Origin of the sequence: Frateuria aurantia DSM 6220 (assembly GCF_000242255.2) — a bacterium.
GTDB classification, from domain to species: Bacteria; Pseudomonadota; Gammaproteobacteria; order Xanthomonadales; family Rhodanobacteraceae; genus Frateuria; species Frateuria aurantia.
Map to the genome: position 1 here is coordinate 797,561 of NC_017033.1, position 20,154 is coordinate 817,714.

Consider the following 20,154-nt stretch of genomic DNA (forward strand, 5'->3'; position numbering starts at 1 on the left):
GCGGGAGCCCTATGTCCATCAACGAGCTGCTGCCCGCGTCGATCCGCGTGCCTGCGCGACTGCCCCTGCCGGTGCCGCGCTCAGGGGTGGCCGGCGAAGCGCGCCGGGCACTGCAGAGCTGGCTGGGGGATCTTGACCGGGCGCTGGCACAGGCCTTTGCCGAAGGGATGGCGGCCGGCGAGCTGATCGCCTTGCGCTCGGCGGCCATCGACAATCTGCTGGGACATGTCTGGATCGCCTGCCTGGGCGAGGCACGGGGCGTGGCCTTGTTCGCCACCGGTGGGTATGGCCGTGGCCGGCTGTTTCCGCAGTCCGACGTGGATCTGCTGATTCTGGTTGATCACGTCGAGCCGGGGCGGGGACGGGCGCTGGAGCAATTTCTGGCCACCTTGTGGGATATCGGTCTGAAGATAGGCAGTGCCGTGCGCGATGCAGCGCAATGCCGAGAGCTTGCCGTGGCCGATCTCAGCGTTTTCACCAGTCTGATGGATGCCCGCCGGATTGCGGGTGATGCCTCCATGGCGACGGTCGTGGAGAGCATCCTGACGGCGCCGGAGATCTGGCCGGCCCGGGCCTATCTGGCCGCGAGGATGGCCGAGCGCGATGCCCGGCATGCCCGTTTCGATGACACTACCTATCAGCTGGAACCCAATCTCAAGGATGGGCCGGGCGGACTGCGGACCCTCGATGCCCTGCGCTGGATGGCCAGACGGCTGCTGGGTGAAAGCGGCTTCGAAGGCCTGGTTGGGCGCGGCTGGCTGGATCCGTCCGAGCGCGACACCTTGCTGCAGTCCGAGGCCACCTTGTGGCGGATCCGCTATGCCTTGCATCTGGAAGCGGGCCGTCCCGAAGAGCGGCTGCTGTTCGACTATCAGCGGGCTCTGGCGCGACGACTGGGTTTTCAGGACGAGCACAGCAGCAACCTGGGTGTCGAGCAGTTCATGCAGAGCTATTTCCAGGCGGCGACCCAGGTCGAGCGCCTGGGCGTGCAATTGACCGAGCGTTTCGATGAGTTGTTTGACGATCCGGATGATCGCCAGCGATTGACGCCGGATTTCGAGTCCCGCGCCGGCCGACTGACCCTGATCGATCCGGAGTTGTTCATTCGTCGGCCGCAGGCCTTGATCGAGATCTTCGTGGTCCGCCAGACCTGGCCTCAGGTGGTGGGGCTGGCTGCGGAAACCATGCGCCGGATCCATCAGGCCATTGCCCATCATGGCGAGGCCCTGGCCGGGTGCCCCGCGGTGCTGGCCGCCCTGATGGCCCTGCTGCGGCAGGGGCCGACGGCGGTGGACGTGCTGTGGCGAATGAACCGCTTCGGCCTTCTGACCGCGATCCTGCCACCGCTGGGCCGGGTTTTCGGACGAATGCAGTACGACCTGTTCCACGTTTATACCGTGGACGAACATACGATGCGGGTGCTGCGCAACGTGGCACGTTTTGCCGAGCCTGCCGCGGCCCAGGACTTTCCGCTGGCACACCAGCTGGTGACACGGCTGGCGAAGCCGGAACTGCTGCTGCTGGCCGCCTTGTTCCACGATATTGCCAAGGGGCGCGGCGGCGATCATTCGGTACTGGGCGAGATGGATGCGCGTGAATTCTGCCGCCTGGCCGGACTGGAGGCCGAGGATGCCGATCTGGTGGCCTGGCTGGTGCGCTGGCACTTGCTGATGAGCGCCACCGCGCAGCGGCAGGACATCACCGACCCTCAGGTGGTGCAGCGCTTTGCCAACGAGGTGATGGACTGGGAGCGCCTGGATCATCTCTATCTGCTTACGGTGGCCGACATCATCGGTACCAGCGCCAGACTTTGGAATTCGTGGAAAGATCGCCTGCTGCGTGATCTTTACACCTCGGCCCATTATGTATTGCGCAGCGACAGCGAAGCGACGCCGCATGCTTCGGTGCGGGTCCAGTCGGCCCGCGAACAGGCACTGGACAGGCTGCAGTCGGAGGGTCTGGATCCGGCATCCATCACGGCGGTGTGGAAGGATTTTCCTGCCGCCAGCTTTCTGCGTCACAAGTTGCCGCAGATCTGCCAGCAGACCCGGGCGATCCTGGCTCGGGACGGTGCCACGCCGGTGGTGGATGTGCAGCCCTTGTCGGTACGTGGTTGCACCGATCTGTTTGTGTATGCCGAGGACAGGCCGGGACTGTTCGCGGCGATCACCGCCGTGCTGGATCGGCGGCGCTTCACGGTGCTGGAGGCCCGTATACTGAATTCGCCGCGCGGTCTGGCACTGGACACCTTTCTGTTGCTGGATGCCGATACGCAGGCCCCGGCCACGATGGAGCGCGCCGCCGAGCTGCGTGCAGCCATTGAGCAGGCCTTGCATCAGCCGGCATCGGCCAAGCCGGCCCAGCGCAATCTGTCGCGGCACCAGAAATACTTCCAGAGTCCGCCGCGGATCGCGTTCAGCAGCATGGGCCGGCTGACCCAGCTGGCGCTGGTCTGCTCGGACCGGCCCGGGCTGCTTGCTGCGGTGGCCCAGGCCTTCGAGGAAGCCGGGGTCAATGTACACGATGCCCGGATCGCGACTTTCGGCGAACGGGTCGAGGACTTTTTTCTGGTCAGCGGGCGTGATCAGGCGGCACTGAATCTGGCGACCCAGGAGTCGTTGCTGCATGCGGTGCTGGCCAGGCTGGGGCGTCGCCGTTGAGGCTTGCCCTCACTGCGTCTCCAGCCGGTGGATGGCCTTCGGCCAGCAGCAGGTCGGCCGGCACGGGCACCCCCAGCAGATAGCCTTGCAGAAAGGTACAGCCGAGGTCGCACAGCCATTGCTTTTGTGCAGGCGTCTCCACGCCTTCGGCGACGATCTCCATCTGCAACTGGCGGGCCAGGGCGATGATGGCCGAGACGATGGTGCGATCATGGGCCCGCTGGTCGATTTCAGTGACGAAGCTGCGGTCGATCTTCAGCTCGGTGGCCGGCAGCTGTTTCAGATACAGCAGGCTGGAGTAGCCGGTGCCGAAGTCATCGAGTGAAATCCTGAAGCCAAGCCGGTGCAGGCGCTGCAGAATGGCCAGGCTTCGTTCGGGATCTTTCATCGCCACCGATTCGGTGAACTCCAGCGTCAGTCGCGAAGGCTCCACTCCATGTCGGGCCACAGCAGTCTGCAGGGTTTCGACCAGACGATCATAATGCAGCTGGATGGCCGACACGTTGATGGCCAGCCGCATGTGGCTGATGCCCCGGTCCAGCCACTGCCGCAATTGGCGACAGGCCGCATCAATGACCCAGTTGCCGATGTCCACGATCAGGCCGGCGCGTTCGGCGTCAGCAATGAAGGCTTCGGGCAGCAACAGGCCGTGCTGCGGATGCTGCCAGCGGATCAGCACTTCGGCTGCGGCCATCGGTCCGTCGGGCGCCCGCATGATGGGTTGGTAGTGCAGCACCAGTTGCTGCCGGGGCAGAGCCTGGCGCAGGTCGTTCAGCAGCAGCAGATGGTCGCGGGCCAACGCGTTCATGCTCGGCTCGAAGAAGGCATAGGCCTGTTCGCCACTTTTGGCGTGGTACATCGCCATCGTCGCATGCTCGATCAAGGCCTGCGGCGTGGCGCCGTCACGAGGGTATTGGGCAATGCCCATGCTGGCCGTGAGGCTGACCGCATGATTCTCGATCTGCAGCGGCATGCTGATGGCGCTGAGGATATGTCCGCCCAGGCGAGTCACTTCCCCGGTGGATTCAAGATCCAGCAGCACCACGAATTCATCGCCGCCGATTCTGGCCAGGGAGTGGCGTTGCGGCACCACCGACTGTATTTGCTCGGCGACATGGATCAGCAGCTGGTCACCCTGGCGTTGGCCGAAAGCCTTGTTGATGGCCTTGAAGCCATCCAGATCGATCAACAGGATGATCAGCGGACTCGCATCGCGGCGGGCCCGTTCGATGGCCAGTCGCAGTTTCTCCTCGAACAGGCTGTGATTGGGCAGATGGGTCAGCGGATCATGATGGGCCAGTCTGTTCAGTTCGAGGTTGGCGGCCGTCAGCGAGTCCACCAGGTGGGACCTGTGCCGATGAACGCGCGCATCCAGCGTCGCGCCGGCGAGGGCGCCGGACAAGGCCGTCAGCGCGACAAAGCTGGCCAGCGCATCCAGCCACTGGTTGGCCAGGACCTCATGCAGGCTGATCGGGGCCAGCTGCAGCGTGGTCATGACGGGGATCATGCTGCCATAGTGCAAGGCGTTCATGGCCAGCGCGAGCAGGGCGATCATTCCCGCCTCATGCGCGCGCGACTGCATCCAGGATCGTCCCGCGTGCAGCAGCGCGCCACAGATCACGAAGCCGGCGAGCAGGTTGATGACCAGCATCACCGTGCCTTCGTAGGCGGTGATGTCAAGCTGGAAGCCGGCCGCCTTCAGGCTCAGCAGGTGGGCGGCCGTCACGCCCAGGCCCAGGGCCGGCGGACGGCCATAGATGGTGGTCCAGCTTCCCGTCCGGGAGCGAGCAGGCTTCAGACACAGCAGGGCCGCCAGCAGGCACAGCAGCAATGAAAGCGCGTTCAGCAGCACATGTCGCGGAAGATCATGGCCCGCCTCGGGGACCGACAACAGCAGGGAGGAGCCATGGGTGGTCCAGATGCCCAGACCGACCAGGGCGTCGGCCGTCAGCCGCCACGGCCGCTGGCGGACTCCGCCGCGCGCATCGGCACGCGAGCGGACCAGCACCGCGGCCAGCGCGGCGAGACAGGCCACGAGCATGGGGATCAGGACGGTCGTGCCCTTGCAGCTGTCTGTCAGCATCATGTGGCGTTCCTTGGCCTCGTGACGTCAATCGGGTAGAAACTTGCCGCAGGCAGGCATCGGATATCTTGCGCCGTCAGGCCGGACGTGGCCGGACACCTGGCCGATTGTATGAGCTTGCGCGACACCATGTCACGGGCGCAATCCCCGCGATGTGGATGCCGGCCTCCGGGAGGTCCCCTTGCCGATTCAATCCCGTTAGGATGGAGTATTCCCCGTTGTCATCATGAACCGTGAAAGCTATGCAGAATATTGAACAGATCATTTCCGATGCGTTCGAGCGCCGCCTTGAACTGACCCAGGCCGAAGTGGATACCCATCTGCGGCCGGCGGTGAATCAGGTACTGGATCTGCTGGAAGCCGGTGAGCTGAGGGTCGCCGAGCCTGATGGCGCGCAGGGCTGGAAGGTCAACCAGTGGATCAAGAAGGCGGTGCTGCTCTATTTCCGCATGCATGGCAACGAAGTGGTCGACGGTGGTCCGGCACTGGCTTACGACAAGGTTCCCTTGCGCTTCGGACATGGTGCCTCGGCCGAGATCGAGCAGCTGGGTGCCCGCGTGGTGCCCGGAGCGCTGGTCCGTCGCGGCGCGCATATCGCCCGCGACGCGGTGCTGATGCCCAGCTACGTCAACATCGGCGCCCATGTCGGCGCCGGCACGATGGTCGATACCTGGGCCACGGTAGGTTCCTGCGCGCAGATCGGCTCTGGCGTGCATCTGTCGGGAGGCGTCGGTATCGGCGGGGTGCTGGAGCCGTTGCAGGCCAATCCCACCATCATCGGCGACAACTGCTTTATCGGCGCCCGTTCGGAGGTGGTCGAGGGGGTGATCGTCGAGCCGGGCAGCGTGATCGGGATGGGGGTGTTCATCGGCCAGTCGACGCGCATCTACAACCGTGCAACCGGCGAAGTCAGCTATGGCCGGGTGCCGGCCGGCAGCGTGGTCGTCTCCGGTTCCCTGCCGGCCAAGGACGGCAGCCACAGTCTGTATGCCGCGGTGATCGTCAAGCAGGTCGACGAGAAGACCCGCAGCAAGACCGGCATCAATGAATTGTTGCGGAGTGCCGAATGAGCGCCACCCTTTACGGGCTGAACAACTGCGACACCTGCCGCAAGGCCCGGCGCTGGCTGGAACGTTTCGAGCTGCCGTTCACCTTCGTCGATTACCGCGCGGATCCGGCGGATGGCGAAACGCTCAAGCGCTGGGCGGCGGCGGCCGGTGGTTGGGAGGCGCTGGTCAACAAGTCCTCCACCACCTGGCGCGGCCTGCTGCCCCAGCGCAAGCAGCCGGGAAGCGATGCCGAATGGGTACTGCTGATCCGCGAGCATCCGGCGCTGGTACGTCGGCCGGTCGTGGAGCTGGAGGACGGCAGCATCAGCTTCGGCTTCAGTGACAACGGCTTCAAGGCACGTTTCGGACAGTGACATGAATACCGCCGCCGTTCGTCGTTATCAGCGCAATCTCCGCACCGAGCACGACAACGCGGTGCTGTACGAACGGCTGGCGGAACTGGCCGGCAGTGACAGGTTGGCACGGGCCTACCAGCGCATCGCCGCCATTGAAAGCAGCAATGCCGAGTTCTGGGCCCAGCGGCTGCGGGCGGCCGGGGCCATGGTGCCGCTACAGCGGCCCGGGGTGCGGGTGCGTCTGCTGATCTGGCTGGCGGGCCGGTTCGGTGTCGGTTTCGTGATGCCCAGCGTGGTTCGGCTCAATCATGCCGATCATGCGGCGACACTGGTCGATCGCAGCGGTCATACCGATCATTTTCCGCTGGACGAGCCGATTCCGTCGCCGGTGTCAGGTCGCCATCGCAGCGAGAGCGGCAATACCTTGCGCGCCTCGGTGCTGGGGGCCAACGATGGCCTGGTTTCCAATGCCAGTCTGGTGATGGGCATGGCGGGCGCTGCCACGCCCGATCATGCCATCCTGTTGGCCGGGGCGGCGGGGCTGGTGGCTGGCGCCTTTTCGATGTCGCTGGGTGAATGGCTGTCGGTCAACAGTTCGCGCGAGTTCTATCAGGCCCAGATCACCGAACGGGCCGAGCGACTGGCCGTGGCGCCCGATGATACCCGTCGGCAACTGGCCGCGATCTATCGTGGCAAGGGATTGGACGACACGGCTTCCGAGCAGGTGGTCGGGCAGTTGCTGGACACCCCGCGCATGGCGCTGGATATGCTGGTGCGGGAAGATCTGGGAGTTGATCCGGCCGAACTCGGCGGCTCGGCCTACGCTGCGGCAATGTCTTCCTTCGTGCTGTTTTCCTGCGGAGCGTTGTTTCCGGTGCTGCCTTATCTGTTCTGCGGCGGCAGTCGAGCCCTGCTGGCCAGCCTTGGCTGCACCCTGGCAGGGCTGGCCCTGATCGGGATCGGCACTTCGCTGTTCACCGGCCGTTCGTTGCTGTTTTCGATCGGCCGGCAATTGCTGATCACGGCGGCGGCGGTACTGGCGACCTTTCTGGTCGGGCATCTGCTGGGCACCGTGGTCCGCGGCTGAGGCGGTGGCTGGCCGGATGGCTGTCAGCGTGCCAAGCTTCAGGCTTTTCCGGAGCAGCTTATGCATGCAGTAGTGGATTTGACGTGTCAGCTGGTGGCGCGCGCATCGGTCACCCCGGACGACGGGGGCTGCCAGGCCTTGATCGCCGACCGACTGCAGACCTGCGGTTTTCAGATCGAGCATCTGCGCTTCGGCGAAGTCGACAATCTCTGGGCCTGGCATGGCTCGACGGGGCCGACCCTGGCTTTTCTCGGGCATACCGATGTGGTACCCGCCGGCGATCTCTCGGCCTGGCACAGCGATCCGTTCCGGCCCGAGATCCGGGACGGCTTTCTTTACGGCCGTGGCAGTGCGGACATGAAGGGCTCGGTCGCCGCGATGGTGGTGGCGCTGGAGCGGTTCGTGGCGGCGCATCCCGGGCATCCCGGGCGGGTGGGGCTGCTGCTGACCAGCGACGAGGAAGGGCCGACCAATCTGGATGGCATCCGGCAGGTCGCTGCGCGATTCCGCCGGGAGCAGACCCGGCTGGACTGGTGCGTGGTCGGCGAGCCTTCGTCACGCGAGCAGCTGGGTGACCTGATCCGGGTCGGTCGTCGAGGCTCGCTGTCGGGACGACTGCAGATCAATGGGGTGCAGGGGCATGTCGCCTATCCGCAATTGGCCGTCAATCCGGTGCACCGGTTCGCCCCGGTCATGGCGGCGCTGGTGGCCGAAGTCTGGGACCAGGGCAATGCCGACTTTCCGCCCACTTCGTTCCAGATCTCGAATATCGCCGCCGGCACCGGAGCCGGCAATGTAATTCCAGGTCAGTTGCGGGTGGACTTCAATTTCCGTTTCAGCACGGCCAGTACCGCCGAGTCCCTGCAGCGACGGGTGGAAGCCTTGCTGCAGGCACACGAGCTGGATTGGAGCCTGGACTGGAATCTGTCCGGCGCGCCGTTTCTGGCACCGCCGGGCGGGCGCTTGCGCGAGACCGTGGTGGCCGTCTGTCGGGATCTGGCCGGTAAGGAGGTGGAGCAGAGCACCGGTGGAGGCACCTCGGATGGCCGCTTCATCGCGCCGCTGGGCACCGAGGTGATCGAGCTGGGGCCGGTCAATGCCACCATTCACAAGGCCGATGAATGTGTGCGGCTCAGTGACCTGCAGCGGTTGCCTGATCTGTATCAGGCGATCTGTCAGCGGCTGCTGCTCGACTGAGCCGGTCGGTCGTCCGGCTGTTCGAAGACGGCGAAGATGCCGGCATAAGGCTTGACCATGAAGGCCGGTGCGCCGTTGAAGCCCTTGCCGTCCAGATAGAACTGCGAAATCGTGCCATCCAGATACAGCGCGTTGCGGCAATGCAGGTGATCCCGGAACAGCTCGGCAAAGGCGTGGAAATTGACGGGCACCTCGCTGATCGCGAAGACCACCTGTCGTGGCGACACCGCACAGACACCGCTGCGCCACTTCAGGCTGGTGGAATCACCGATGAATCGGGGATTGATCTCGCCGTCGACGACCAGCATCGGCCCGGACTGGGTGGCCCAGTCGGGTTTCCGTGTCTGCTGCTTGAAGGACTCGCTGGCGGTGACCTCGGCATGGCCGTCAGGATAGATCGCGAAGACGCCGTTGGGCAGCAGTGAAAAATTCCCCGCCGCCGGATTGCCGTGCGCCAGATTGAGCGGGACCATGGCCTTGCCATGCTCCACATACAGACCCAGCGGGCTGATGTTGCGGTCGTAGATCCCGGCATTGGTGGCGAACAGCAGGCGCTGCCCGCGAGCCTCGCCCCATTGGCGCAGGGTGTCGATATCGCTGTAGGGACGGCCGGTTTCCGGGTCGCGCCAGTGCAGACTCAAGGGATGCTGGCCGAGATCGATGCGTACCAGCTGGTAGTTGGCGCCACGGTAGTTGATTTCCCGATTGTCCGGAGTGCTGGCGCGATCGCCGCAGGCGGCCAGCCCCAGCAGGCTGCAGACCAGCAGGACAAGCCGCCGTGAACGGAGGTGGCATGGCGGCAGCTTGGCACCGGCAGACAGGAATAGTGACCAGGTCATGGCCTGATGGTGGCGGCCCGTGGTGGTTATCGCAAGACTTGACGCCGCGCTGCGGCAATGCGAGCGACCGGTCCGTCACGGTCGCTGCGGTCTGGAGATCGGGCTAGAATCGGCATCTTTGGTCCGGTGCCTGTTCATGCCTTATACCCCGATCACCTCCACCCTGGGCTATGTGTTGTCGCCTGATCGCCAGCAGGTGCTGATGATTCACCGCAATGCCCGGGCCGATGACCAGCATCTGGGCAAGTACAACGGACTGGGCGGCAAGATGGAGCCGGGCGAGGACGTGGCGACCTGCATGCGACGTGAAATCCGCGAAGAGGCCGGCATCGAATGCACCGCCATGCGCCTGCGCGGTACCTTGAACTGGCCCGGCTTCGGCAAGCAGGGCGAAGACTGGCTGGGCTTCGTGTTTGTCATTGATGCTTTCGAGGGCACGGTGGCGGCTGACAATGCCGAGGGCAAGCTGCAATGGGTGCCCCGCGAGCGCCTGCTGGAACTGCCGATGTGGGAGGGGGATCGCCTGTTCCTGCCCTTGGTCTTCGACGAGGATCCGAGGCCCTTCCATGGCGTGATGCCTTATCACCAGGGCCAGCTGCAGTCCTGGTCCTACGAGCGTCTGTAAGGCCGCGATCGATGCCGAAGCCCTTTCCGGTCGAGACGGCGCCAGCCTGGGATCTGTATATCCGTGATCATTGCGGACTGTGTGATCAGGCTCTGGCCGTGCTGGCGGCCTTCGGCTTTCCGGCATTCCGCATGGTCTGGATCGATGACGATCCAGGGCTGGAAGCACGCTACGGCGAGCGGATCCCGGTGCTCAGTCACCGGGGCGGCGGAGCCGCCCTGGACTGGCCGTTCGAGGTGGATGCTCTGCAACGCCTGCGTGAACGGGGCCGGGACTGATCAGCCGGACCCGCCTTGTTCGTTTGTCCGGCTCGGAGCTGGTGCTCAGGGCCCGGTCAGCTGCAGATGCGCGCTGACATCCACATCCTTGCCGATCACCGAGGTATCGGCATAGTCGCCGCTGCCGACGCCGTAATCCAGCCGCTGCAGCTGGGTGCTGACATCCAGGGTGGCGCCCTTGCCGGCGGGAGTGAAGTTGACCTTCAGCACCACCGGATGGCTGTGGCCTTTCAGCGCCAGCGTGCCATCGGCCAGAATCGAGCCGTCCGCCGCCTTGCGGAAAGACTGCGTGGTGAAGTGGGCCGTCGGGAAGTGGGCGGCGTCGAAGAAGTCCGCCGTGGGCAGGCTCTGGTCGCGATTGCTGTCACCGGTGGCCGCGTTGGCCAGCGAGATCACCACGTCGAACGAGGACTGGTCCAGATGCTGGGGATCGTAACGGATGCTGGCTTTCCACTGCGGGAAGGTGCCATCGAAGCCCTCGCCCTGATAGGTGCCGTGGAATTTCAGCGTGCTGGCGGCGGCAACTACCTGGTAGTCGGCGGCCTGAGCCAGCAGCGGCAGGCTCAGCAGGCCGGCCAGCAGGGTCTTGTGCAAAATTTTCATGGTGCGGAATTCCTTCAGTAGGAGGACGGCTTGCGACGTGCCAGGGGCAGCATCCGGGTCAGGGTGTTGTCGCGATCGACAAAGTGATGTTTCAGGGCCGCGCCGATATGCAGGACCAGGGCAGCCACCAGCAGCCAGAACAGATATTGGTGCGCGACCAGAGCGATATGGGCCAGATCGCTGTCACGCCCGCCCATAGCCGGTACTTTGAAGTGCTTGAACCATTGCAGCGGATAGCCCGAGGCCGAGTTGAACCACCAGCCGCTGAGCGGTATCGCCAGAATCAGGCCGTAGAGTCCGACGTGGGTCAGTCGGGCGGCCAGCAGCTGCCAGCGGGGCGCGGGCTCGACTTCGGGATGCTTGTCGACAAGGCGCCATGCCAGTCGCAGCAGGGCCAGGGCCAGCAGGGTCAATCCAATGGATTTGTGCAGGGCGAAGACATTGATTTTCTTCATGGAGGGCGCGATGCCCACCATCCACAGTCCCCAGGCGCCGTTGACAATGATCCCCGCGGCCATGATCCAGTGCAGCAGCCGGGCGACGGCTCCCCATCGTTGTGTCGTGCTCAGTAGGCTCATGGGTGTGCCCAGTCCTGTCGCTGTAAAAGTTGGTCTGTGCAGGCCTTCGCAAGCGTGATGCCGGCCCCGAAGACTGCTTCCTGCCACCGTGTCGGTGAGCTGGAAGCAGTTTGCGGCAGCAGGGTCGCAGGGGCTAGATCAGGGAAACGAAACCTATCGTTTCCCTGATGGTGTCAATTGGTCGTGAAATCGCATATTTCTGATGAGCTGGCGTCAATACCAGTTCAGCAAGCTGACGCCGGCGCCCAGATAAGTGGCATTGTGGTTGTAGTCGATCATGCTCTCGCCGGTGCCCTTGAACAGTTCGACATAGCCATGCAGGCGACCTGCCAGCGGAAAGCTCCATGTCAGTCGGCCCGAGCCATGGGCATCGCTGCCGCCGCGCATGCTCGATCGCAGAGTCAGGCTGATCTCGTTGCGACCCCATTCGCGGATGATCTGGATCTGGGCTCGTCCCATGTAGTTGCTGATATCCGGATTGTCATCGGTCTTGCGAGGTTCCGGAATCCGCCACCAGGGCGTGAACATCACGATCCAGTCGCCGCGTTCGAAGCCGACATTGGCAATCACCCGGTTCCAGCTGCGGGAAAGCGGATCGGCCCGACCGTTGGACTGATGGTTGAGACCGAAGGAGACCATCCGGCCATCCCAGCCGAAGATCCGGTAGTGGGTGGCAAACACGAACAGGGCTTCGGGCTCGTAATTGGTCTCGCGGAAGGGCCGGGAATTGCGGCCGTTGTAGACCTGCCACCGTGAGGACTGGGTGTAGCCGAACCACAGATCGCCATAGTCACCGAAGATGCCCTGCCAGACCTTGGTCTTCAGGCTCAACTGGAACTTGGCCTCGACGTTGTCCAGGATCTGCGGCGTGAGGACCTGGTTGGCCGGATTCGGCGAGCCGGGCTTGCTGTTCTGATGGCTGGTGGCAAACACCGGCAGCACATAGATCGGTTGATAGCCGCGAATATTGAAGGTGCCCAGCTTGCTCTGCGGCGACAGTTCCCAGCGACTGTCCAGGCGGGATCGGTGCTGTTCAGGCGCCGGCCGTCTCGGCAGCTCGGTGTCACGGGTAAAAATGGCGAGTCGTTCACCGTGGGGCGCCGCCGGCCCAGTGTCGCCGGGCGTGCCGGCAGATGCCGCGGGGTCTGCCCTTGTCGCCACCGCGGGTGTCGCACGGGGGCGGGCCAGACTGTCGTAGCAGGCCAGCCTCTGGGCATCATTGGACAGCAGGCTGCAGGCCTGCAGGCTGCTGGGGCTGGGTACCGGCATACCGGTGGCCCAGAGCGGGCTGCTGCCCAGACTCAAGCCGAGCCAGAGCAGGCTGCGTCGCCACGCCTCTTGGCGCGAGCTGGTGCGACGGGGGATCTTGCTGCCGGGCTGGTACTTGGCGCAATCCTTGTAGATCGATATCCGGGAAACGGGATTCCTCATGGCATTCATATCCTTGAGCGTTACGAGAGAGCAACGCAGGCCGTCGGGCGGCTGCGCGCGCGCTTATGCCATGCTTTCCCCTGGCCGTTCCAGTCTAGGCGATACCGCGACCTGCAATATCCTGCGTGGCGATGCAATCGAGGACTGGAATCAGGTCCGTTCATCTCCCCGTCATGAAAATGGCGGCTTCAAGAGGACGCAGTCGGCCGCGATTCGGCTTCGATTCATCTGGCAAATCTTTTCGATTACGGACAGTTAGATCGAAGCGATGTCGGGATCATCCGCAAAAAGATCGTCTTTGCGATCAAATTCGTTAACTTTTTTCATCATTGGCGGGGATCAACCGGTCGCCAGTTCCAAATACTGCAGGTATGATAGGGCCACTGAGTTTGCTGGGTCCCCCAAAGTATTGGACCCGATGACGCCGATCAGCGATCTGCAACATCGATACACCCCTAGGGTTTTCCACGCACACCAGTAAACCGCCGGGCATGTTGCCTTGGCGGCTCTATTCAAAACCTATGGAGTTGTACGCAATGTCTGATCGTCAGACCGGTATTGTCAAATGGTTCAATGATGCCAAGGGCTTCGGCTTTATCAGCCGCGATGACGGCCCGGATGTGTTTGTTCACTTCCGCGCCATCACCGGCGGTGGCTTCAAGAGCCTGCAGGAAGGCCAGAAGGTGACCTTCAAGGTCGTCCAGGGCCAGAAGGGCCTGCAGGCCGAGGAAGTCAGCGCTGTCTGAGCGTTGAAATCCTGTACCAGAAAAACCGGGCTCAGGCCCGGTTTTTTTTTGTTTCGCTGAAACCGCAGGCCGCTTTCAGCCGCTTGCCAGGGCTCGGATTCAGCAGAGTTTATGCGCCCGCCTCATGCCGCCGCCTTGGCACATCGGCAGCGAGTCTGGCTGATCTCGCTACCAGGCCGGTTCCGAGACAAGATTCGCCATGGCCCGGCTCCGCCTCGGACGTGTGACGGTCCGGAGCGGGCAGGTGGGCGGCGCGTCGGCCACCCGGTGACGGCTGTGGAGGCGCATTCATTCATGTTTGTGAGGGCGTGTGCTGAGGAAAATTTCGCGCCATCAAGGCACACGATCCGCTCCAATAAGCTGGGATTGCCGAATCATGTCATGCGTCACTATGACTCTTGTGATAAAAATCGGATATGATCGAGTCTGGCTGGGCGATCTGCTGTGCAGGCGACGGAGACCTGTCTCCGCTGGCCTTCAGCGGGTCTTCCGCGTCGTCAGAGGTCGTCGGCCCAGAGGCCGGCCTGGTTGTTTGCGCTGGAATAGGTGAGTTATGTCGGATCGTGAAGTGGGTACCGTCAAGTGGTTCAATGACGCCAAGGGTTTCGGGTTCATCAGTCGCGACGGTGGTCCCGATGTTTTCGTGCATTTCCGGGCGATCAGTGGCAGCGGTTTCCGCAGCTTGAAGGAAGGCCAGAAGGTCAGTTTCAAGGTGGTGCAGGGCCAGAAAGGGCTGCAGGCCGACGAGGTCGCGCCGGTCTGAGTCCAGGCGGCGAACGGCCGGCCGGGAGAGGCCGGTTGCTTGCCGGTTTCTGATGGCGGCGGTCCTGCTGCCCAGGTGGCAGCAGCGCTTGCGTAGGTGAGTGCCGGTCGGTGTCCGGCAGTCTCCATACGGTGTTTCCGCATCGGGGCATGGGAGTGTTGCGGGCATGGCGGATGCTGATCAGGCCGGCTTGCCGGCAGCGCAGGTGCTGGCTGTACACAGTCGCGACGGCCATGATTTCGAATTGATATACCAGCCACCGGCCGGCATGGCCTTGGCGTGTCTGTACTGGCTACCGGCCATGGGCGTGCCAGCCAGGCATTATCGCGGTCTCGCGTCGCAACTGGCGATGCACGAGGTAGCCGTGTTTCTGCATGAATGGCGGGGCATCGGCTCAAGTACGATGCGTGCCGGTCGTCGCCATGACTGGAATTATCGCAGTCTGCTGGATGGCGACATCGCCGCCGGTCTGGTCCGGGCGGAGGCCTTGCATCCGGCCCTGGCTTTGGTGCTGGGCGGCCACAGCCTTGGCGGGCAATTGTCGGTGATCTACGCCAGCCTGCACCCGGAGGAGGTCGACGGGCTGCTGCTGATCGCTTCCGGCGCACCGTATTGGCGCCACTTCCGTCGGCGCTGGGCGGTACGTCTGCTGTATCTGCTTGCCTATCCCGTCAGCCGGGTGTTCGGTCACTTTCCCGGGCGTCGACTGGGTTTCGCCGGCAACGAAGCCCGTGGCGTGATTGCTGACTGGTCACGCAGCGGGCGCGATGGTCAATATCTGGACCCCGCCAGCGGTCAGCCGCTGACCCCGGCCACGGCGCGTCTGGCATTGCCGCTGCTGGCTCTGGTGCTGGACCAGGACTGGCTGGCGCCGGAAGCTTCGCTGGCTCATCTGCTGGCCCCGATGGCGCAGGTCCGGGGGCGCATCCAGCGTCTGGATGCACGCAGTCTCGGACTGGCCCGGGCCGATCATTTCAGCTGGATGAAACAGTCCCACGCCATGGTGAAGCCCATGCTCGACTGGCTGTCGAGCTGGCTCAGCGATATTGCCGATGACAGGCGTCGCAGGCTTCCTTGACGGCGGCCAGCGGGGCCTGCCAGGCCTGACAGCTGGCCGCCGGATGGGTGGCGGCCTGGCGGATCGCCTGCTGCAGGCGGGTGGTGGCCTGGGCAAAACCCTGATCGAAACCCTGAAACACGGGCGGAATGCTGAGGGCCACGCTGTCCATCAGTTCCAGCTCGGGAACCACGGCTTCGGCACTGCATCGACCGCTGCGGATCGACTGCTGCAATTGGCCCTGATGGTAGGCCATCATCACCATCACGGCGCGCGGGACTGGATTGCGTTGCGAAATGGCGTTGTTCAGGGAAATGGCGCCCAGGGTTCCGATCACGATACCGATCAGCAGTAGAAGAACGTGGCGCATGGCTGGGTTGATCCGGCAAAACCTTGAGAATAGTCCGCCCTAGGCGGATCGCAAAGGTAAACTAGCGGTTTGCAGCAAGACGGATGACTCTGGTGACTGAACAATCCATCAGCCCTGATCCTGCTCCGGCGCTGGATCACGCGACGGCCGGGCAGCGCTTCGCCGGCATCGACCGGCTGTACGGGGTGGGTACGGTGGCTCGGCTGGCCAGCTGCCATGTGGCGGTGATCGGTGTCGGCGGGGTGGGGTCCTGGGCTGCCGAGGCGCTGGCCCGCAGCGGAGTGGGAGCACTGACCCTGATTGATGCCGATGATATCTGCGTGTCCAATACCAATCGGCAGCTGCCGGCGCTGGACGGGCATTATGGCGAGCTGAAAGTGCAGGCCATGGGCGCGCGACTGCGGGCGATCAATCCCGAACTCCGGCTGGATCTGATCGAACGCTTTCTCACGCCGTCAAGCCTGGACGAGCTGCTGGATCGCGGCTATGACATGGTGCTGGATGCCTGCGACGCCTTCCGGGTCAAGCTGGAGGCCATCGCCTGGTGCCGCCGCCACAAGCTGCCGATGGTGACCGTCGGTTCCGCCGGCGGACGCACCGATCCGACCATGATCCGGGTCCGTGACTTGTCCCGCACCGAGCATGACGCGATGTTCAGCCTGATCCGCAAGAAGCTCAGGCAGGACTTCGGCTTTCCCCGCAATCCCGATCGCTATTTCGGCATTTCGGCGATCTATTCCCTGCAGAACGTGCAATATCCCCAGCCGGACGGCAGCGTCTGCGGCAACCGGCCGGCGGCCGGCACTTCGCTGGGTCTGTCCTGCGGGGACGGCCTGGGGGCCGCCACCCATGTCACCGGCGCCTTCGCGTTCGCCGCGGCCGGCCGGGTTCTGGAAAAGCTGCTGGAAACCGCGCCATCGGCCTGAGCCGGCGGCACAGTGTGCGGCGCTTACCAGCCCATGTACTGACCGCCGTTGATGGCCAGATTCGAGCCGGTGATCCAGCTCGAATCATCGCTGACCAGGAAGGCGACCGCCTGGGCGATTTCCTCGGGGCGGCCGAAACGGCCCAGAGGGATCTGGGCCACGATCTTCTCGCGGACATCCTCGCGTACGGCCTTGATCATGTCCGTGTCCACATAGCCCGGTGACACGGTATTCACGGTGATGCCGTATTTGGCATTTTCCAGCGCCAGCGAAATGGTGAAGCCATGGATACCGGCCTTGGCGGCGGCATAGTTGGCCTGGCCGTACTGACCTTTCTGGCCGTTGACCGAGCTGATCTGCACAATGCGCCCCCAGCGGCGTTCGCGCATCCGCTCGATCACCGGCCGGGTGACATTGAAACAGGCATGCAGATTGGTGCCGATCACCTCGGACCACTGCTGATAACTCATCTTGTGGAAGGTGGCATCGCGGGTGATGCCGGCATTGTTCACCAGAATATCGATCGGTCCCAGCGCCGCTTCCACTTCGGCGACCATGGCGGCGCTGGAATCATGGTCCGAGACATCGCCCGGCACCAGCAGCACATTGTCCAGTCCTTCCGCAGCCAGCGCAGTGCGCAGGGCGTCGGCCTTGTCCGGGTCGCGGTAGTTGGTGGCAACCCGGTGACCTTTGCGCGCCAGATCCCTCACGATCGCGCCACCGATGCCGCCGGTGCCGCCCGTGACGAGCGCGGTATGCTGACTCATTTACCTCTACTCCTGATGTCTTTGATGTCTTTGATGTATGAAGCGGACAGGGTACAGCCGAAATCGATGCGTCTGGTCCTGAACTAAGGCCTGTGCCCGTGTCTTTATAGCGGTTTCCGGAAGAAGTTTACCGCTGCACTGCGACATGGTGGCAGGGCTGTTGCGCCCGCATTCAAGGGGTATTCGCAGGACGGAACGTCCGGATGCGGGATGGATATCCGGCTCGACGATGCCGCAGGCCGAAAGCATCGGGGATGCCGCGGCCAGGGATTCAGGCAACTGCCTTCCCGGACTCCTGTCTGCAGGCGACGCCGGATCAGGGCATCGCCGGACTCGGATGGATGGCTCGCCGCAGGGACTGACCCGTGCAGGTGGTCCGGCGCCCGGATCGTGCGGCAAGGCTGGCGGTTCAGTTTCCTGAGGTGTCCCGAAGCCGGCTTCGGGCGGATGGCAAGGGCATCGACAAGGCGGCGGCCAGCAGTTCAGCCGGGGGCAGCCCGATCTCGGCGGCTGCCGGACTGCCCAATTGCCGCAATGCCGTTCGCAGTGCATCAGCCGGGGACATCTCGTCCAGGGCGGGGGCTTGAGAAGACTTCGACAGTTTCCTGCCCTGTGCATCGAGCAGTACCGGCAGATGCGCATAGTCCGGATGCGGCAGGCCCAGCCAGCGTTGCAACAACCATTGTCTGGGCGTGGAGGACAGCAGGTCGGCGCCACGCACGACTTCACTGACGCCTTGCCAGGCGTCATCGACGACGGTGGCCAGCTGGTAGGAATCGAAGCCTTCCACCCGGCGGACCACGAAGTCGCCGACGGTCTGCCGAAGATCGACCTGTTGCGGACCCAGGATCCGGTCGTGAAAATGCAGCACTTCATCGGGCGTGCGGGCCCGCCAGGCAGGCGCGCGGTCAGTCTGCGGCCCGATCAGGCAGTGCCCGTCGCGGTGCACGCCGCCTTGCGAGGCCAGCAGCTGCCGACTGCACCAGCAGGGAAACACGAGGTTTTCCTGGCGCAGGGCCTCGAACGCCTGGTCATAGGCCGGCCGGCGCTGCGACTGGAACAGCACCGGCGTATCCGGGACCAGACCGAGGCGCTTCAGGCTGGCCAGAATCCGCTGACTGGCGCCGGCCACTTCGCGGGGGGGATCGATATCGTCGATCCGGACCAGCCACTGCCCCCCCTGGCGTCGCGCTGACAACCAGCTGCCCAGAGCCGCCAGCAGCGACCCCTGGTGCAAGTCACCGGTGGGCGAGGGTGCGAAACGTCCGCGAACTGTCATCGCTATGGCTTGGGTCTGCCTGGGCTTGGGCACATGGCCGCTCAAGGGGCGACAGCTTAACCTGCGCCGCCGTCGGCTTGCCAGATGAGGAGGGGCGACGGCTCCGAACGGGAAGGGGCATCCGCGATTTCAGTGCGCGGGTGACTGCAGCTCGTGCCGGACCAGCACCCGGACCACCTCCAGCATGCCGGCATAGGACTGATTGCCATCGGACGACACCTTGTAACGCCCATTGACGACAAAACTGGGGGTGGAATCCACGCCCCAGCGCTCCGTCAGCAAGGCATCGTGGCGCATGGTTTCCCAGACTGGTCGCGAGTTGGCCTGCTCCAGAAAACGGTCGGAGGCGATACCGTAAGCGGCATAGAAGCCGGCCAGTGACTGCAACTGGTCCAGCGGCTGATGGTCTACCCACAAGGCCTTGAACAGGGCCAGATGACTGGCCTCGACGGCATGATGATTTCGCGCCACATAGAAGCCGCGGGCATAAACCAGCCAGGGCATATTGAACATCGCCGGTATCAGCTTGAAGGCGACCCCGGCGGGCAACTGGCGCCGGAAACGGTCAACCTGCGCCGCCGCCTCGGCGCAGTGCACGCAGCCGTAGGAAAAGATTTCCACCACTTCGACCCGGCCGGCGGCAGAGGCGCGCTCGGGCGAGGGCAGCACGCTGTAGCTGCCGGCCGGCGGCAGCTGGGCCGCGCGGGCCGAACTCGCCGCCGTCCACAGCCACAGGCAGGAAGCCAGAGTCTGAAGCAGGCGCAGCTTGAATCGGGACATGGCGGGATCCGATGGGAGCGTGAAGTGGAGCGGGCGGCCAACATAGCATGTCCCTGGTTCGCGTCCGGAGGGTGGAGGCGGCCGTGTATGCTGTGCAGTCCATGCCTTCGCTCCGGCCCGGGGCCAACTTCCGAGGATCACGTCCATGTCTGTTCCGGCCATGTCACCGCCCACCGACGCCGCACTGCGGGCCTTGGCCCTGTCACTGGCCGAACGGATGTTGGCCAGACGCTGGCATCTGGCCACGGCTGAATCCTGTACCGGTGGCTGGATCGCCAAGGTCGTGACCGACCTGGCTGGCAGTTCGGGCTGGTTCGAGGCGGGGCTGGTGACCTACAGCAATCAAGCCAAGACTCGCTTGCTCGGTGTGTCGCCGGCCACGCTGGAGCGGCATGGCGCGGTCAGCGAGGCGACGGTACGGGAGATGGTGGCCGGTGCGCTGGCCGTCACCGAGGCCGATGTGGCGGTGGCCGTGACCGGCATTGCCGGGCCGGGCGGGGCCACCCCCGGCAAGCCTGCAGGCAGCGTCTGGATCGGCTGGCAGCGACGTGGTGCCGAGGACGGTGCCAGACTGTACCGGTTCGAGGGGGATCGCGAAGCCGTGCGGCGCCTGACCGTGCAGATGGCCTTGCAGGGGCTGCTGGCGAGCATTGACTGATTGCTGCCCTGGTCGTCACGAC

Annotated in this window: 21 protein-coding genes; 12 read left to right on the top strand and 9 right to left on the bottom strand. The window is 64.3% G+C overall.

Features of this window, described 5'->3' with window-relative positions; genetic code table 11:
* Positions 1-11: 11 nt before the first annotated feature.
* Complete coding sequence (gene glnD, locus FRAAU_RS03575) at positions 12-2,660, top strand: [protein-PII] uridylyltransferase (protein WP_014402204.1); 2,649 nt, start codon at positions 12-14, stop codon at positions 2,658-2,660.
* Here the strand turns inward: glnD and FRAAU_RS03580 are convergent.
* Positions 2,572-4,746 (bottom strand): putative bifunctional diguanylate cyclase/phosphodiesterase, encoded by a 2,175-nt coding sequence (locus FRAAU_RS03580; RefSeq protein ID WP_014402205.1) that lies wholly within the window; start codon positions 4,744-4,746, stop codon positions 2,572-2,574. The two genes, glnD and FRAAU_RS03580, sit on opposite strands and share 89 nt — an antisense overlap.
* Before the next feature lie 239 nt (positions 4,747-4,985).
* Here FRAAU_RS03580 and dapD point away from each other — a divergent pair, with 239 nt between their 5' ends.
* Genes dapD through dapE form a run of 4 tightly spaced genes read left to right on the top strand, consistent with a single transcriptional unit; the run spans position 4,986 to position 8,432 of the window.
* Entirely contained in the window at positions 4,986-5,813 is an 828-nt protein-coding gene (gene dapD / locus FRAAU_RS03585) for a 2,3,4,5-tetrahydropyridine-2,6-dicarboxylate N-succinyltransferase (RefSeq protein WP_014402206.1), read from the top strand.
* Entirely contained in the window at positions 5,810-6,166 is a 357-nt protein-coding gene (locus FRAAU_RS03590; RefSeq protein ID WP_014402207.1) for a Spx/MgsR family RNA polymerase-binding regulatory protein, read from the top strand. The genes dapD and FRAAU_RS03590 overlap by 4 nt, the downstream gene beginning before the upstream one ends.
* A 1-nt stretch (position 6,167) precedes the next feature.
* A complete protein-coding gene (locus FRAAU_RS03595) occupies positions 6,168-7,235 on the top strand; it encodes a VIT1/CCC1 transporter family protein (protein ID WP_014402208.1) in 1,068 nt (355 codons plus the stop codon).
* 60 nt (positions 7,236-7,295) lie between these two features.
* Entirely contained in the window at positions 7,296-8,432 is a 1,137-nt protein-coding gene (gene dapE, locus FRAAU_RS03600; RefSeq protein ID WP_014402209.1) for a succinyl-diaminopimelate desuccinylase, read from the top strand.
* Here the strand turns inward: dapE and FRAAU_RS03605 are convergent.
* Positions 8,411-9,271 (bottom strand): phosphodiester glycosidase family protein, encoded by an 861-nt coding sequence (locus FRAAU_RS03605; protein ID WP_014402210.1) that lies wholly within the window; start codon positions 9,269-9,271, stop codon positions 8,411-8,413. The two genes, dapE and FRAAU_RS03605, sit on opposite strands and share 22 nt — an antisense overlap.
* 136 nt (positions 9,272-9,407) lie before the next feature.
* On the opposite strand from FRAAU_RS03605, the gene FRAAU_RS03610 reads away from it, so the two are divergent.
* Entirely contained in the window at positions 9,408-9,896 is a 489-nt protein-coding gene (locus tag FRAAU_RS03610; RefSeq protein ID WP_014402211.1) for an NUDIX hydrolase, read from the top strand.
* A gap of 11 nt (positions 9,897-9,907) precedes the next feature.
* Positions 9,908-10,174, top strand: coding sequence for a glutaredoxin family protein (locus FRAAU_RS03615; protein WP_014402212.1), 267 nt, complete (start codon positions 9,908-9,910; stop codon positions 10,172-10,174).
* A gap of 45 nt (positions 10,175-10,219) precedes the next feature.
* On the opposite strand, the gene FRAAU_RS03620 is transcribed toward FRAAU_RS03615, so the two are convergent.
* The 3 genes from FRAAU_RS03620 to FRAAU_RS03630 all read right to left on the bottom strand — a co-directional run bounded on the left by FRAAU_RS03620 (position 10,220) and on the right by FRAAU_RS03630 (position 12,786).
* Positions 10,220-10,777 carry a YceI family protein gene (locus FRAAU_RS03620; RefSeq protein ID WP_014402213.1) on the bottom strand — a complete coding sequence of 186 codons (558 nt, stop codon included), beginning with the start codon at positions 10,775-10,777 and terminating at the stop codon, positions 10,220-10,222.
* Positions 10,778-10,791: 14 nt separating this feature from the next.
* Positions 10,792-11,355 carry a cytochrome b gene (locus FRAAU_RS03625; protein ID WP_014402214.1) on the bottom strand — a complete coding sequence of 188 codons (564 nt, stop codon included), beginning with the start codon at positions 11,353-11,355 and terminating at the stop codon, positions 10,792-10,794.
* A 213-nt stretch (positions 11,356-11,568) separates the two neighbouring features.
* The gene (locus tag FRAAU_RS03630; protein ID WP_014402215.1) at positions 11,569-12,786 is read right to left on the bottom strand and encodes a phospholipase A; all 1,218 of its coding nucleotides are present in this window, start codon (positions 12,784-12,786) and stop codon (positions 11,569-11,571) included.
* A 536-nt stretch (positions 12,787-13,322) separates the two neighbouring features.
* On the opposite strand from FRAAU_RS03630, the gene FRAAU_RS03635 reads away from it, so the two are divergent.
* From FRAAU_RS03635 to FRAAU_RS03645, 3 genes are all read left to right on the top strand, one after another.
* Positions 13,323-13,532 (top strand): cold-shock protein, encoded by a 210-nt coding sequence (locus FRAAU_RS03635; RefSeq protein WP_014402216.1) that lies wholly within the window; start codon positions 13,323-13,325, stop codon positions 13,530-13,532.
* Positions 13,533-14,085: 553 nt separating this feature from the next.
* Positions 14,086-14,295, top strand: a complete 210-nt coding sequence (locus FRAAU_RS03640; RefSeq protein WP_014402217.1) for a cold-shock protein — start codon at positions 14,086-14,088, stop codon at positions 14,293-14,295.
* A 166-nt stretch (positions 14,296-14,461) separates the two neighbouring features.
* Positions 14,462-15,373, top strand: coding sequence for an alpha/beta hydrolase family protein (locus FRAAU_RS03645; protein WP_014402218.1), 912 nt, complete (start codon positions 14,462-14,464; stop codon positions 15,371-15,373).
* Here FRAAU_RS03645 and FRAAU_RS03650 read toward each other — a convergent pair.
* On the bottom strand, positions 15,333-15,722 hold the full coding sequence (locus FRAAU_RS03650; RefSeq protein WP_014402219.1) for a cytochrome C'': 390 nt from the start codon (positions 15,720-15,722) through the stop codon (positions 15,333-15,335). The two genes, FRAAU_RS03645 and FRAAU_RS03650, sit on opposite strands and share 41 nt — an antisense overlap.
* Before the next feature lie 83 nt (positions 15,723-15,805).
* Here FRAAU_RS03650 and FRAAU_RS03655 point away from each other — a divergent pair, with 83 nt between their 5' ends.
* The gene (locus FRAAU_RS03655) at positions 15,806-16,648 is read left to right on the top strand and encodes a tRNA threonylcarbamoyladenosine dehydratase (RefSeq protein WP_014402220.1); all 843 of its coding nucleotides are present in this window, start codon (positions 15,806-15,808) and stop codon (positions 16,646-16,648) included.
* Between the two features lie 23 nt (positions 16,649-16,671).
* Here the strand turns inward: FRAAU_RS03655 and phbB are convergent, their stop codons facing one another.
* The 3 genes from phbB to FRAAU_RS03670 form a co-directional block, all read right to left on the bottom strand.
* Positions 16,672-17,415: an acetoacetyl-CoA reductase gene (gene phbB / locus FRAAU_RS03660; RefSeq protein ID WP_014402221.1), complete on the bottom strand. Its 744-nt coding sequence runs from the start codon at positions 17,413-17,415 to the stop codon at positions 16,672-16,674.
* Between the two features lie 409 nt (positions 17,416-17,824).
* A complete protein-coding gene (gene gluQRS, locus FRAAU_RS03665; RefSeq protein WP_014402222.1) occupies positions 17,825-18,694 on the bottom strand; it encodes a tRNA glutamyl-Q(34) synthetase GluQRS in 870 nt (289 codons plus the stop codon).
* Positions 18,695-18,823: 129 nt separating this feature from the next.
* Positions 18,824-19,474: a thiol:disulfide interchange protein DsbA/DsbL gene (locus FRAAU_RS03670; protein ID WP_014402223.1), complete on the bottom strand. Its 651-nt coding sequence runs from the start codon at positions 19,472-19,474 to the stop codon at positions 18,824-18,826.
* 160 nt (positions 19,475-19,634) lie between these two features.
* Between FRAAU_RS03670 and FRAAU_RS03675 the strand changes: the two genes are divergently transcribed.
* Positions 19,635-20,132: a CinA family protein gene (locus tag FRAAU_RS03675; protein ID WP_041270350.1), complete on the top strand. Its 498-nt coding sequence runs from the start codon at positions 19,635-19,637 to the stop codon at positions 20,130-20,132.
* Positions 20,133-20,154 lie beyond the last annotated feature (22 nt).

Coding starts and splice junctions, on each gene's coding strand:
- glnD (WP_014402204.1), top strand. CDS start 12: ATGTCCATCAACGAGCTGCTGCCCGCGTCGATCCGCGTGCCTGCGCGA.
- FRAAU_RS03580 (WP_014402205.1), bottom strand. CDS start 4,746: ATGATGCTGACAGACAGCTGCAAGGGCACGACCGTCCTGATCCCCATG.
- dapD (WP_014402206.1), top strand. CDS start 4,986: ATGCAGAATATTGAACAGATCATTTCCGATGCGTTCGAGCGCCGCCTT.
- FRAAU_RS03590 (WP_014402207.1), top strand. CDS start 5,810: ATGAGCGCCACCCTTTACGGGCTGAACAACTGCGACACCTGCCGCAAG.
- FRAAU_RS03595 (WP_014402208.1), top strand. CDS start 6,168: ATGAATACCGCCGCCGTTCGTCGTTATCAGCGCAATCTCCGCACCGAG.
- dapE (WP_014402209.1), top strand. CDS start 7,296: ATGCATGCAGTAGTGGATTTGACGTGTCAGCTGGTGGCGCGCGCATCG.
- FRAAU_RS03605 (WP_014402210.1), bottom strand. CDS start 9,271: ATGACCTGGTCACTATTCCTGTCTGCCGGTGCCAAGCTGCCGCCATGC.
- FRAAU_RS03610 (WP_014402211.1), top strand. CDS start 9,408: ATGCCTTATACCCCGATCACCTCCACCCTGGGCTATGTGTTGTCGCCT.
- FRAAU_RS03615 (WP_014402212.1), top strand. CDS start 9,908: ATGCCGAAGCCCTTTCCGGTCGAGACGGCGCCAGCCTGGGATCTGTAT.
- FRAAU_RS03620 (WP_014402213.1), bottom strand. CDS start 10,777: ATGAAAATTTTGCACAAGACCCTGCTGGCCGGCCTGCTGAGCCTGCCG.
- FRAAU_RS03625 (WP_014402214.1), bottom strand. CDS start 11,355: ATGAGCCTACTGAGCACGACACAACGATGGGGAGCCGTCGCCCGGCTG.
- FRAAU_RS03630 (WP_014402215.1), bottom strand. CDS start 12,786: ATGAGGAATCCCGTTTCCCGGATATCGATCTACAAGGATTGCGCCAAG.
- FRAAU_RS03635 (WP_014402216.1), top strand. CDS start 13,323: ATGTCTGATCGTCAGACCGGTATTGTCAAATGGTTCAATGATGCCAAG.
- FRAAU_RS03640 (WP_014402217.1), top strand. CDS start 14,086: ATGTCGGATCGTGAAGTGGGTACCGTCAAGTGGTTCAATGACGCCAAG.
- FRAAU_RS03645 (WP_014402218.1), top strand. CDS start 14,462: ATGGCGGATGCTGATCAGGCCGGCTTGCCGGCAGCGCAGGTGCTGGCT.
- FRAAU_RS03650 (WP_014402219.1), bottom strand. CDS start 15,722: ATGCGCCACGTTCTTCTACTGCTGATCGGTATCGTGATCGGAACCCTG.
- FRAAU_RS03655 (WP_014402220.1), top strand. CDS start 15,806: ATGACTCTGGTGACTGAACAATCCATCAGCCCTGATCCTGCTCCGGCG.
- phbB (WP_014402221.1), bottom strand. CDS start 17,415: ATGAGTCAGCATACCGCGCTCGTCACGGGCGGCACCGGCGGCATCGGT.
- gluQRS (WP_014402222.1), bottom strand. CDS start 18,694: ATGACAGTTCGCGGACGTTTCGCACCCTCGCCCACCGGTGACTTGCAC.
- FRAAU_RS03670 (WP_014402223.1), bottom strand. CDS start 19,474: ATGTCCCGATTCAAGCTGCGCCTGCTTCAGACTCTGGCTTCCTGCCTG.
- FRAAU_RS03675 (WP_041270350.1), top strand. CDS start 19,635: ATGTCACCGCCCACCGACGCCGCACTGCGGGCCTTGGCCCTGTCACTG.